Source organism: Campylobacter concisus (genome assembly GCF_003048555.1).
GTDB classification, from domain to species: domain Bacteria; phylum Campylobacterota; class Campylobacteria; order Campylobacterales; family Campylobacteraceae; genus Campylobacter_A; species Campylobacter_A concisus_AO.
This window is the reverse complement of record NZ_PIRR01000042.1, coordinates 1-12,969: the sequence shown is the minus strand read 5'-3', so window position 1 is coordinate 12,969 and position 12,969 is coordinate 1. Positions and strand designations below refer to the sequence as shown.

14 protein-coding genes are annotated in these 12,969 nt (G+C 40.6%); 5 read left to right on the top strand and 9 right to left on the bottom strand.

Translation table 11 applies throughout. The annotated features are described in order from the left end of the window. The first annotated feature begins 177 nt into the window (after positions 1–177). Positions 178–1,998: a threonine--tRNA ligase gene (thrS, locus tag CVS92_RS07555; protein WP_107789035.1), complete on the top strand. Its 1,821-nt coding sequence runs from the start codon at positions 178–180 to the stop codon at positions 1,996–1,998. Next, entirely contained in the window at positions 1,995–2,513 is a 519-nt protein-coding gene (gene infC, locus CVS92_RS07550) for a translation initiation factor IF-3 (protein WP_054195973.1), read from the top strand. Before thrS ends, infC begins: the two co-directional genes overlap by 4 nt. A 637-nt stretch (positions 2,514–3,150) precedes the next feature. On the opposite strand, the gene CVS92_RS07545 is transcribed toward infC, so the two are convergent. From CVS92_RS07545 to CVS92_RS07535, 3 genes are all read right to left on the bottom strand, one after another. After that, positions 3,151–3,366, bottom strand: coding sequence for a hypothetical protein (locus CVS92_RS07545; RefSeq protein WP_107789034.1), 216 nt, complete (start codon positions 3,364–3,366; stop codon positions 3,151–3,153). Positions 3,367–3,825: 459 nt separating this feature from the next. Then, positions 3,826–5,184 carry an NADP-specific glutamate dehydrogenase gene (gdhA, locus tag CVS92_RS07540; protein ID WP_107789033.1) on the bottom strand — a complete coding sequence of 453 codons (1,359 nt, stop codon included), beginning with the start codon at positions 5,182–5,184 and terminating at the stop codon, positions 3,826–3,828. 196 nt (positions 5,185–5,380) lie between these two features. After that, complete coding sequence (locus CVS92_RS07535; RefSeq protein WP_107789032.1) at positions 5,381–5,968, bottom strand: SMI1/KNR4 family protein; 588 nt, start codon at positions 5,966–5,968, stop codon at positions 5,381–5,383. 264 nt (positions 5,969–6,232) lie between these two features. Between CVS92_RS07535 and CVS92_RS09060 the strand changes: the two genes are divergently transcribed. After that, positions 6,233–6,430 (top strand): hypothetical protein, encoded by a 198-nt coding sequence (locus tag CVS92_RS09060; RefSeq protein ID WP_199906420.1) that lies wholly within the window; start codon positions 6,233–6,235, stop codon positions 6,428–6,430. A gap of 267 nt (positions 6,431–6,697) precedes the next feature. Here CVS92_RS09060 and CVS92_RS07525 read toward each other — a convergent pair whose 3' ends face one another. The 6 genes from CVS92_RS07525 to glmM all read right to left on the bottom strand — a co-directional run bounded on the left by CVS92_RS07525 (position 6,698) and on the right by glmM (position 11,390). After that, on the bottom strand, positions 6,698–8,137 hold the full coding sequence (locus CVS92_RS07525; protein WP_054195976.1) for an acetyl-CoA carboxylase subunit A: 1,440 nt from the start codon (positions 8,135–8,137) through the stop codon (positions 6,698–6,700). A gap of 116 nt (positions 8,138–8,253) precedes the next feature. Further along, positions 8,254–8,799: a hypothetical protein gene (locus tag CVS92_RS07520; protein ID WP_107789031.1), complete on the bottom strand. Its 546-nt coding sequence runs from the start codon at positions 8,797–8,799 to the stop codon at positions 8,254–8,256. 9 nt (positions 8,800–8,808) lie between these two features. Further along, entirely contained in the window at positions 8,809–9,243 is a 435-nt protein-coding gene (locus CVS92_RS07515; protein WP_103576950.1) for a CopD family protein, read from the bottom strand. Positions 9,244–9,252: 9 nt separating this feature from the next. Then, positions 9,253–9,615: an NINE protein gene (locus CVS92_RS07510; RefSeq protein WP_087583388.1), complete on the bottom strand. Its 363-nt coding sequence runs from the start codon at positions 9,613–9,615 to the stop codon at positions 9,253–9,255. Next, positions 9,605–10,057, bottom strand: a complete 453-nt coding sequence (gene lspA, locus CVS92_RS07505) for a signal peptidase II (protein WP_103601638.1) — start codon at positions 10,055–10,057, stop codon at positions 9,605–9,607. Before lspA ends, CVS92_RS07510 begins: the two co-directional genes overlap by 11 nt. Continuing rightward, complete coding sequence (gene glmM, locus CVS92_RS07500; RefSeq protein ID WP_004317384.1) at positions 10,050–11,390, bottom strand: phosphoglucosamine mutase; 1,341 nt, start codon at positions 11,388–11,390, stop codon at positions 10,050–10,052. Before glmM ends, lspA begins: the two co-directional genes overlap by 8 nt. A gap of 157 nt (positions 11,391–11,547) precedes the next feature. On the opposite strand from glmM, the gene rpsT reads away from it, so the two are divergent. After that, entirely contained in the window at positions 11,548–11,817 is a 270-nt protein-coding gene (gene rpsT, locus CVS92_RS07495; protein ID WP_107789030.1) for a 30S ribosomal protein S20, read from the top strand. Positions 11,818–11,830: 13 nt separating this feature from the next. After that, entirely contained in the window at positions 11,831–12,898 is a 1,068-nt protein-coding gene (gene prfA / locus CVS92_RS07490) for a peptide chain release factor 1 (protein WP_107789029.1), read from the top strand. The last annotated feature ends 71 nt before the right edge of the window (positions 12,899–12,969 follow it).

Sequence of the window (12,969 nt, the reverse complement as noted above, 5' to 3'; positions counted from 1 at the left end):
TATTTAAATATAAATATATATATTTTATAAATAAATTTATAGATCAAAGATTGTGGATTTAAAAAGAATTTATAAAAATTTGCTTAGTAAATATTAAGTTTAGCTTAAAGCCCATTTAGATAAAATCCTTAATCGTTCTTTTATCGTAAAAAAGACAATTTGATATAAGGAAAAACAATGAGCGATATCATCGCATACAAACTAAATGGCGAAATAGTCGATACTCAAAGTATCGCAGGGCGTGAGAGTAGTGCTGAGCCTATCTATTTTGACAACTCAAAAGAAGCACTACACGTTATTAGACACTCCTGTGCACACCTCATGGCACAAGCTATCAAATCACTCTATCCAAAGGCAAAATTCTTTGTCGGACCAAATGTAGAAGATGGATTTTATTATGATTTTAGGGTTGATGATGGGGGCACTAAGCTAGGCGAGAGCGATCTAGCAGCGATCGAAGATAAGATGAAAGAGCTTGCTGAGAAGAAAATTGATATCATCAAAACCTGCTCAACCAAAGCTAATATGAGCGATAAATTTAAAGATGACGACCTAAAACAAGAGGTCTTAAAAAGAATCCCAGATGGCGAAGTGAGCAGCTACTCACAAGGTGATTTTGAAGATCTTTGCCGTGGACCACACGTACCAAATACTAAATTTTTAAAATTTTTCAAACTTACACGCGTGGCTGGCGCATATCTTGGCGGCGATGAGAGCCGTGAGATGCTAACTAGAATTTATGGCACAGCTTATGCAGACAAAGAGAGCCTAAAAGAGCACATCCGCATAATCGAAGAGGCTAAAAAGCGTGACCACAGAAAGCTTGGCACCGAGATGAAGCTATTTACTTTTGATGAAGAAGTGGGTGGTGGCTTGCCGATCTGGCTACCAAACGGCGGACGCTTGCGCTCGAAGTTAGAGCAAATTTTATACAAAGCCCATCGCGACCGTGGCTACGAGCCAGTGCGTGGGCCAGAGCTTTTAAAGGCTGATGTGTGGAGAAGAAGCGGTCACTACGCAAACTATAAAGAAAATATGTACTTTACGACGATCGACGAGACAGAGTATGGCATCAAGCCGATGAACTGCGTTGGTCACATCAAAGTTTATCAAAGTGATATCAGGTCTTACCGCGATCTACCGCTTAAATTTTTCGAATACGGCGTAGTGCATCGCCATGAAAAAAGCGGCGTTTTACATGGACTTTTTAGAGTTCGAGAATTTACACAAGATGACTCACATATCTTTTGTATGCCAAGTCAAATCAAAGAAAATATCCTAGAAATTTTAAAATTTGCTGGCAAGATAATGGAAAATTTTGGCTTTCATTACGAGATGGAAATTTCGACCAAGCCCGCAAAAGCGATCGGCGGAGATGAAATTTGGGAAACTGCGACCAAAGCGCTAAAAGAAGCGCTTGACGAAAACGGCTTTAAATACGGTATCGACGAGGGCGGCGGCGCATTCTACGGTCCAAAAATCGACATCAAAATCACCGATGCACTAAAACGAAAATGGCAGTGCGGCACGATCCAGGTCGATTTTAATCTACCTGAGCGCTTTGACCTAGGCTACATCGACGCAAATAACGAAAGACAGCGCCCTGTAATGCTTCACAGAGCTTTACTTGGTAGTTTTGAGAGATTTATAGGAATTTTGCTTGAGCACACTGCTGGCGAGCTACCATTTTTCATCGCTCCTACGCAAGTCGTCATCGTACCTATTAGCGACGCACATTTAGACTATGCAAAAGAAATTTCACGCGAGCTAAGAAAGATCAACGTCGATAGCGAGATCGCAAGTAAAAATGAGAGTTTAAATAAGAGAATAAGAACGGCAGAAAAACAAAGGGTGCCTATGATAGTCGTGCTAGGAGACAACGAAGTAGCGAACAAGAGCGTTGCGCTACGCGACAGACAGGCTAGGACGCAGAGCGATATGAGCTTGGCGGAATTTATAAATTTAACGAAGGAGAAACTTAGTGAGGTACATTTTTGAGTAAGGAAAATGAAGTATTGCTCAATGAGGACATAAGGGCGAGAGAGGTAAGATGCGTAGGGGATGATGGCACGGCATACGGTGTCATCTCAAGAGAAGAGGCTTTAGAGATCTCAAATAAGCTTGGGCTTGATCTAGTACTTATAGCGCCAGACGCGAAGCCGCCAGTTTGCAAGATAATGGACTATGGTAAATTCCGTTATCAGCAAGAGAAAAAGCAAAAAGAGGCTAAGAAAAAGCAAAAAACCATCGAGATAAAAGAGATAAAACTCTCTGTCAAGATCGCCCAAAACGATATAAACTACAAGGTTAAACACGCAAGCGAGTTTTTGCAAGATGGCAAACACGTTAAATTTCGTGTATTTTTAAAGGGTCGCGAGATGAGCACCCCAGAGGCTGGCGTAGCCATGCTTGAGAAGGTCTGGGAAATGATAAAAAATGAAGCTGATCGCGACAAAGAACCTATGATAGAAGGTCGTTATGTAAATATGCTTGTAACTCCAAAAAAGGGTTAAATTTTCACAAAGAGTAAGCTGTGGCTTGCTCTTTTTTCATTAAATTTTTAATACAAAAACTTACAAATAATTATTTTCCAAAAATCCTCTCATTTTATATTTACTGAATTTATGCAAAGGCGTTTGCAGGGTTGATACGGCTTACGGTTAAATTTTGTAGAAGAAATTTAGGAGTGGCTTAAATTTAGTAAATTTTGATCTTTGCCTAGCATAATCCAATCATTTTGCTATCGCTTGCATATACGCTTTGCTGAAAATAATCTAGGCAAATCGACTTTCTTTGCGAGCTTACAAATTCTTAGTGCTCGCGTGAGTGTTTTTAAGCCAAATTTTGCCTAATATCTAGCTAAATTTGGTAATGGGATATCGCTTTAATAATACTTTTTACAAAAAGCTTTGACTACTCTTGGTTTTATGTGGCGACCAAATTTGACGAGAAGTTTGATTGTTTGTGGATTAAATGTAGCAAATTTTAATTTTTGCTTACTAGAATTTGCTCCATCCTCTTTCTGCCAACCATTACATGGGTGCTTTGCTGAAATTTGGCTAGGTAAGGGTAATCTGTTAGAGTAAATTTGATAACTTCTTGTTTGTAAGTTTATGGTACTTGTGCTTAGTATTTTAAGCTAAATTTCGCCTAGTAGCTGTATAAATTTACTAAAAAATTCGCTTGTTTGTAGTTTAAATTTATAAAAGAGAATTTAGGCTGAGTGAGCATAAATTTACTGAATTTTATAAGCCATTTCTTGGTAAAAATCAAATGTCCTATATCTACTTGGATAAAATTTAGCGTTTGCTCATTCTCTACCAGAACTTCTTCATTTTGCCTTGCTATATCGATGCCAGCTAACACTATAAAAATTTCTCGCTCGCAACGCGCTTGCTACAAATTTCTTCATCTTTAAACAGCCACACATAAACATACCACTCGTGCAATCAAGCAAAAGCATCCATGACAAAAACTTTCAAATTTGTTGCACAAATTTCGCCACTCCACCATTTGCTACCACGCCAGCTTTTTTGACAAAATTTCTATTAAATGCTCTAAAAATAGTAATCTGCTCGCCAACTTAGTGTAAATATTTTAAATTTAGGCGAGCTTCAAATCCACATCTATCACACCGCCACGAATTTGTCAAAACGAACGCTGCATAAAATACTTCAAACTAGCGTAAATTTGATAGTTTGTCAGTAAAATTTGCCATACAAAAGGCAAACTCTCTTTTAGCTAAAAGCCCAAACTTATTTCATATTGATTTACGTCCAAATTTAGCTTGGACGTAAATTTATAGAGCCAAGAGCAAAATCAGCCCTACACATATCCCTGATCTATCATAGCATCGGCCACTTTTCTAAAGCCCGCGATATTTGAGCCAAGCACCAGATTTCCCTCATCGCCAAACTCCTTGCTAGTCTCGTAGCTAAGCTCAAAGATATGATTCATGATGCCGTGCAGTCTGTGATCGACCTTTTCAAAGCTCCACGCGGTCATGCCGGCATTTTGCATCATCTCAAGGCCCGACGTACCCACGCCGCCTGCGTTTGCCGCCTTTGCCGGAGCAAAGTAAAAATCCTTTTGCGCTAGCATGAAATTTATCGCATCAAGTGTGCTTGGCATATTTGCGCCCTCAGCTACGAAGCGACAGCCGTTAGCGTAGAGCGTCTTGATGTCGGCTAGATGTAGTTCGTTTTGCGTAGCGCACGGAAACGCTCCGTCGCACGGCACGTCCCACACGCCGTTTCTGCCCTCTTTGTACTCGCTTACGCTTACGTATTTTGCGTTCGGTCTAAATTTGACGTATTCGCTAAGGCGCGCGCGTTTTACTTCTTTTAGCTCTTTAAGCACCGCTAGATCGATGCCCTCCGCGTCGTAAACGTATCCGTTTGAATCAGAAACCGTGATAGGCAGCGCGCCTACTTGATAGAGCTTTTCTACCGTGTAGATGGCGACGTTTCCGCTACCGCTTATGCTGCACTTTTTGCCCTCTAGTCCAAGGCCCGCCTTTTGCAGCATATTTTGCGTAAAATACACGAGCCCGTATCCTGTCGCCTCTGTGCGCGCTAGGCTGCCGCCCCAGTTTAGCCCCTTGCCCGTTAGTATACCGTCAAATCTGCCCGTGAGCTTTTTATACTGCCCAAACATATAGCCTATCTCGCGCGCGCCCACGCCGATGTCGCCTGCCGGTACGTCTACGGTGTTGCGGATGTGGCGGTATAGCTCGCTCATAAACGCTTGGCAAAAGCGCATTATCTCGCCCTCGCTTTTGCCTTTTGGGTCAAAGGTGCTGCCGCCTTTTGCGCCGCCTATATTTACGCCCGTGAGCGAGTTTTTAAAAATTTGCTCAAATCCAAGAAATTTTAGCACGCCAAGATCCACGCTAGGATGCAGTCTGATGCCGCCTTTATAGGGGCCCACGGCCGAGTTAAACTGCACGCGGTAGCCGTTATTTACCTGCGGTCTGCCGTCGTCACCCGTGTACGTGACGCGAAAGATCACCGTGCGCTCGGGGATAACTATGCGCTCTAGGATCGCGTGTTTTTGGTACTTGCTTTCTCTTTTTATAAGCGGCTCGAGGCTGTTTAGCACCTCGGTCGCAGCCTGGACAAAGACACCTTGACCCGGATTGGTCTTTTTTATCCACTCCATCGTTTTTTCGATGTACTCGCTCATTTTGGCTCCTATTCGTCAAATTTTCGTAGTTGAATATTAACTCTCCTAGAAAAAATTTTTATTTAAATTTATTTTTATATTTTTATTTTAGGCGATGAGCGTTACATATCGAAACTAAATTTATAAAATATGATTTTTGTTTCAGTTGCTAGGATAAATTTATAAAAGAGATTTTAGGCTGATAAGCCCGATTTTGCTAAATTTCATATGCCATCTCTTGCCAGAAAAGAAGGGCTCTACCATCTGCTTGGACAAATTTTAGGATTTGCTCGGTTGATGGCAGGGTTTCTTCATTTAGCCTTGCTATATCGATGCTAGCAAGTCCTATGAAAAATTTCTCAAAGTCGCTTGCGATGCATCTACCGCAAAGCTCCTCATCTCCAAAGAGCCATGCATAGACCGCGCCACTCGTGCAATCAAGCAAAAATATCCACGGATCACCCACGGCAAAGACTATCAAATTTAAAGGGCGAGCTTCACCTTGCCGCCATTTGCCGCCGTACTCATCTACGCTATTTAGCCGTACTAGCTCACTCGCGTAGTCACCTCTGGAGCCAAATTTGACATTACAAATTTCAAAATTTCCAAGGTCAATTTTGCTTAAAAGCTTTGTAAATTTAGCTGGAAAATTTACGCCAAGAGCTTCTTGTGCGTTTTTAAGTGCTTGTGTGGTGGCTTTAACATCATTTTGAAGCAAGAGTCTCATACCAGTCATACCCTCTTGCTCTAGTGGCAAGAAAATTTGATCTAACTTTTGAGCTATCTGGTTTAACTTTAAAAACATATCAGTCCTTTAATCTGCTAAATTTTGGCAAATTTTATCAAATTTAACTCGGTGCGCTTTTAATTTTGACCCATTTGTCGCCAAATTTAGACCATGTTCTTCATAAATTTAAGAAGCTGATAGAGATAACTAAGAAAACTAGCAATCACTAAATGTGAGATGTTACAAAGGGTTAATGATGAGGTAAATTAGCTTGATAAAGCCGCGTAGCCCATAAAAGAGATTTATAACGACGCTAAAACGTATGAATTTGATGGCTTTTGCGTGCGTATGAGCTCACCATTTATGATGGAGTGCAAAGAAATTTTGGGTGGCTCAGAGTTCAAAAGTGAAGCAAAAGATGAAAATTTAAACGTGATTATGCCACCTAAAGAGCATCATAGTACAAGAATAGGCAAAACTATCTGGTGGCTAAAGCTTGGCACATATCTCTACACCGTCGAGGCAAAAGTGGCGAGGTGATATTTAAATTTAAAACAAGTGGCGCGGAGTACTTTGTTTGGATTAATGGTCAAATTTTGCTTATAAACCGAAAAATAAACCAGTTTTGATAAACGCTAAAGATGGCTTGCTACTAAAAAAGATATAGTTTGAAATTTTGGCTTAGTTACAGATCAGATCATTCCAGTAGACTCTACGCTATGGTAAATGATAAAGCTAAGACGCATACAGTTTGCGTGGAAATTTAGCCTTGGCGAAATTTATCGCCAAAGCCGCAATGAGATAAATTTATCTCTTCTTTTTATATCTTTTTATCGCCTCTACGATGACCTCTTCTAGATCATCGTTTGGCTCTTTATTCATATCGTCATAGGTGTTTTCAAGGATAGTTTTTAAGTTTTTCTCAACGTAGCTAGTATCGAAAAATCCTCGTCTAAACTCCTTACTTTTGCTGATCGTTAGCAAAAATGGGATGATCGTTCGCACGCCTTCAATGGTAAATTCTTCAAGTGCTCTTTCAAGCTTATTTACCGCTAGATCGTAGTCGGTCGCCTTTACGATCAGCTTTGCGATTAGTGAGTCATAAAATGGCGGTATGGTGTAGTCTTTATAGACGTGGCTATCGACGCGCACAGATGGACCAAGTGCTGGATAGTAGCCCTCGATAGTGCCTGGTGCTGGGATGAAATTCTCCCAGACATTCTCAGCTGTGATCCTTGCTTCTATCGCGTAGCCTCGTGGCTTGATGTCGCTTTGCTCGATTTCTAAAATCTCGCCAGCTGCGATCCTTATCTGCCTAACGACAAGATCGTGTCCTGTGATCTCTTCGGTGATGCCGTGCTCCACTTGGATACGGGTGTTCATCTCCATGAAGTAAAAGTTGTTGTAGTCATCTAGCAAAAACTCGATCGTTCCTACGTTTGAGTAGCCCACAGCCTTTGCAGCGGCCACTGCGGTTACGCCCATTATCTTTCTTAAATTTTCGCTGATAGATGGGCAAGGTGCGATCTCGATGATCTTTTGGTGGCGCCTTTGGATAGAGCAGTCACGCTCGCAAAGGTGGATGATATTGCCGTAGTTGTCACCTAAAATTTGAAACTCGATGTGACGAGGATTTACGACAAGCTTCTCCATGAAAACCTCATCGTTGTTAAAGTAAGTCTTTGCCTCTCTGGTGCACGACTCAAAGGCATCTTGCATATCTTCTTCTTGCCAAACCTCTCTGATGCCACGGCCACCACCACCACCACTTGCTTTTAAAATGACTGGGTAGCCGATACGTCTAGCGTGCTCTTTTATGGCATCCATGCTCTCGTCATTTAGCTTTTCTGTGCCTGGAACGATTGGTATGCCGTTTCTCTTCATTAGGTATCTTGCGATATTTTTATCACCCATTTTTCTTATCACTTCAGCCTTTGGACCGATAAAGATAAGTCCAGCATCCTCAACTGCCTTTGCAAATTCGTAGTTTTCGCTTAAAAAGCCGTATCCTGGGTGTATCGCGTCAGCCCCGCACTCTTTAGCAAGCTTTACGATCGCTTTGGCGTCAAGATAGCCCTTAATCGGATCTTCGCCCACTTGATAGGCCTCATCAGCGATCCTTACATGCAAGCATTCGCTGTCTGGCGCTGTATAAATTCCTACACTTTGAATGTGTAAATCCCTACAAGCTCTGACTATCCTAACTGCGATCTCACCACGATTTGCGATAAGAATTTTATGTATCATAGGCTATCCTTTTTGAGTTTTGCTTATCATATAACTATTCGTTTTATTTTTAGATAAATTTATTAAGTCTAGTTTTAAAATTTGAGTGCAAAGGCTAAATTTACACTCAAATTTTTCTATCTATTGATGATTTGTGGAAAAGGTGTAGCTAGGGCTTTTTTGCTAAAATCTTGCGACTCGATCGTGAAATTTGTAGCAAATCTTTGAATGCCCTCTTTTTTATAAGCGCGCCTTTGGATGGTAAAAAGGACTAAATTTCCGCCTTGCTTGGTGTAGCGATATATCGAGTGCTCGGCTGTTGGCACGCCATTTAGGTTTGAAAATATCGTGATATCAAGATAAATTTCATTTGCGAGCGAGCCCTTTTTATAAGCCACTTTTAGCCCTTTTGCCTTTAGCTCTTTTAGATCATTTATCTTTTGCTCGACTGCTTGCTCGACTGTAGCGTCAAATTTAAGCGTATTTAGCGAGAGCATGTAGCTAAAACTCTCTAGCTTTTCGCCAGGGAGCAAATACTCCTGTGTGAATAAATTTGGCACAGGCTTGGCTGAATATGCTAGTGAATATAGTCTATTATCAAATTTTATCTGCACTGGCTCAAAGTACTGAGTCGCTGCAAGCAAGAGTGCTGGCAAAGTGATAAATACTAAAAATTTTTTCATCAAATGCGCTTAAAATGGATTTACTATCATGACCCAGATGATGATAAGCATTGCAATAGTTGGCACTTCGTTGTAGGCTCTAAAGAAGATGCCACTTTTGTTACAGCGCTTTTCTTTGAGCTGCTTCATGTAGCGTCCAAGGTCTAGGTGATAGATGGCCATCAAGATGACAACTAAAATTTTGACGTGTATGTGACCAGTTTGTATAAGATCAGGCATCGCGATAAGTATCAAAATGCCAGTGAAAAATGAGCCGATGAGTGCGACCCAGCCGATGTAGTGATACATCTTGTACTCCATCACCTCAACCACTTTTACAAAGTCAGGTTTGTCCATGTTTTCTACGTGATAAACGTAGAGCCTTGGCTGATAAAATAGCACTGCCATCCACGAGATGAAAAACAAATAGTGGAGGTATTTTAAGTAAAGATAATATTCTGCCATAACGTCTCCTTATCTAAAAAGTATCTCTTTTCTAGCTTCAAATTCAGCCTTGCTGATCGCACCACTCTCAAAAAGCTCGTAAAGCCTTTTTAAGTCATCTTCTTTATCTTTTAGTTTTAGTCTCTCTTTTAGCTCGACTTTTTGTAAATTTTTCTCGACATAAGCGCCAACTAAAAATGCATCGATAAGCCACCAAATACCCCAAATTATTAAAAATGGTATGCCTATAATGAAATAAAACGTAGAGTATCCAACGAAAAATAACCCCATCATCAAAAAGCCAGTGATAAATTTACCAAGGTAAATTCTATGCGCTCCAAGCCAGCCAGTAAGTAGCCAAAGCGCGTATGCGACGTAGATATTATTTCCCACTCTCTCTCCTTTTTCTAAAACTTTGCCAAAGTATCATCACAACGCAAAGATCGATCATCACATCAGCGAAGTTAAAGACCGCAAAGTTAAACCACTTGTGCCAAAAGACATAATCCACGACGCCGCCATGGATAAATCTATCTGTGATATTTGAGCTGCCAGCTCCTAGCAAAGCTCCAAGCCAAATGGCATGCGAGCAAAGCAGCTTTTTTTCAACGACTAGATAGACAAAAACGCCTAAAATGAGGGCGATCTGGATAAATTTAAGCCACTCATCTAAAAAGGCAAACATCGAAAATGCAACGCCCTTATTATATGTAAGAACTAGCGAGAAAAACTCGCCCTCCCACGAAAAACCATCTATAAATATCATCTTTATCGCTTGATCAACGATAAAAATGAGAAAAAACGCGATGAAAAATTTAACCAAATTTTTACGCATTTAGGGCTTTTACGAAAAATTTCTCAACTTCATCCATGCGTTTTTCAACTAAAGTTTGATTTTTGCCCTCAAGCAAAAGTCTGATCAAATTTTCAGTGCCAGAGTATCTAAAGAGCGATCTTATGCCCTCTTTTGCAAGGCTAGCTTCAAGCTCTTTTAGCCCCTCTATCTTATCAAGTGGCTTTTTCTCTGTGATCTTTAAATTTAGCAAAATTTGCGGATATGGCTTTAGCTCGCCAAAAATTTCGCTAGCTTTTTTACCTTTTTTAAGCATCATTGCGACAACTTGCATTGAGGTAACAAGGCCGTCACCAGTTTTAGCGTAGTCGTTAAATATCACGTGACCGCTTTGCTCACCGCCAAAATTTATACCATTTTCTTTCATCATCTCAAGCACGTATTTATCGCCTACGTTTGAGCGAAGTAGCTTGATCTTGTGAGCTTTTAGATAGTCATCAAGTGCGGCGTTACTCATCACTGTAGCCACGATGGCTCCACCTTTTAGCGCCTTTTGCTCGTGTAAAAATGCAGCTAGTGAGCCAAGTATCGCATCTCCATGCACAACTTCGCCGTTTTCATCGACAACTACAAGTCTATCAGCATCGCCGTCAAATGCAAAGCCGATGTCAGCACGAAGCCTTTTTACCTCGCTTGCTAGATCTTCTGGGTGAAGTGCGCCGCAGTTTTGGTTGATGTTGCTACCATTTGGCTCGTTGTTTATGACAATGACATCAGCTCCAAGCTCGCTAAATACAGTTGGTGCTACCTTATAAGCAGCTCCGTTTGCCACATCTAAAACTACTCGTAAATTCTTTAAATTTAGCTCTTTTGGGAATGAATTTTTGATCTGCACGATATATCTGCCGATAACATCGTCGATCCTCTTGTTTGCACCGATCTCTGTCATCGTTTTTTGGGCGTTTGCGATGAGCTCGTCGTCGTAGAAGATTTTTTCTATCTCGGCCTCTATCGTCTCATCAAGCTTGTTGCCAAAGCTGTCAAAAAATTTGATGCCGTTATCGTAGTATGGGTTGTGTGAGGCGCTTATCATTATGCCAGCATCACAGCGCATATTTTCTGTTAAAAATGCGATCGCAGGTGTTGGCATAGGGCCTATTTGAAGGACGTTGTAGCCAACTGCAGTTAGCCCTGCAACGATGGCAGTTTCTATCATATAGCCACTTTTTCTAGTATCTTTTCCAACTAAAATCACATTTGTCGCTGAGGTCTTTCTAAAGTAAATTCCAGCAGCCATTGCAAGGCGCATAGATGTTTGAGCTGAAAGCTTTTCGCCAGCCTTACCACGAACTCCGTCTGTTCCAAAAAGTTTCATCAATTTATCCTTTTTATTATAAAATGGTGCTATTTTATCAGAAATTATCAAATTTAAAATCTAAAATTTTATTTGTTTTAAAGCAGACTTAAATTCAGTTACAATTAAATATATTTTTCATATAATCACGGACTAAAATTATTCAAAAAGGTATATTATGGCAAACCATAAATCTGCTGAAAAAAGAGCTAGACAAGCTATAAAAAGAACAGAAAGAAATAGATTTTACCGCACAAGACTTAAAAATATCACAAAAGCAGTGCGTGTAGCTGTAGAGGCTAAAGATCTAAATGCTGCAAATGAAGCTTTAAAAGTTGCTAACAAAAGCATCCACAGCTTCGTAAGCAGGGGCTTTTTGAAGAAACAAACCGCTGCTCGCCGTGTTAGTCGTCTTGCACAATTAGTAAATACTCTAAAAGCTGCTTAATCTATAAAATTTAATGTTTGCTGATAAACTTCATCCATTTTTGGATCGCTATAATGAAATTTCTACGCTTCTTAGCGATCCAAATATAGCAAACGATATCGAAAAGATGACAAAGCTCTCAAAAGAGCAATCATCTATCGAGCCAGTCGCAACAGCCGCAACAAAATATCTAGAAATTTTAAAAGACATCGATGAGAACAAAGCTCTACTTGAGGACTCTGAGCTTGGCGAACTTGCAAAAGAAGAGCTAAAAAGTTTAGAAATTTCCAGAGAGAAACTTGAAGAAGAGATCAAAATTTTACTTCTTCCAAAAGATCCAAACGATGATAAAAATATATTTTTAGAAATTCGTGCAGGCACTGGCGGTGATGAAGCAGCACTATTTGCTGGTGATTTATTTAACGCATACATTAGATACGCAGAGCTTCGAGGATATAAATTTGAGATCGTTAGCCAAAGCGAGGGCAACACTGGTGGTTTTAAAGAGATCATCGTGCTCATAAAAGGTAAAGGCGCTTACTCAAGACTAAAATTTGAAGGCGGCACGCATAGGGTTCAGCGTGTGCCAGAGACTGAGAGTCAGGGTAGGGTACATACTTCAGCTGTGACTGTGGCTATTATGCCAGAGGTTGAAGATAGCGAGATTGAGATCAATCCAAATGATATAAGGGTTGATGTGATGAGAAGCTCAGGCCATGGCGGTCAGTCAGTAAATACAACCGATAGTGCCGTTAGGATCACACATATACCAACAGGCCTTGTTGTCACAAACCAAGATGGCAAGAGTCAGCACAAAAATAAAGAAGCTGCGATGAAGGTGCTAAAGGCTAGACTTTATGAGCTTCAAGAACAAGAGAGACTCGCAAAAGAGACTAGTGAGCGAAAGAGCCAAGTTGGCACCGGAGATCGTTCTGGCAGGATAAGGACATACAACTATCCGCAAAACCGCATAAGTGATCACCGTATAAATTTAACACTTTATCGCCTTGATGCGATTATGGCTGCGGGATTATTTGATGAGATCATCGAGCCACTTATTACACATTATCAAGCAGAAGCCATGCTAGAAGCTGGCATCTAAACTGCTCTCCAAAATTTCTATTTCTATCTTTTAAATTTATAAAATATCTGTGGTTATAAGTAATACTAAAT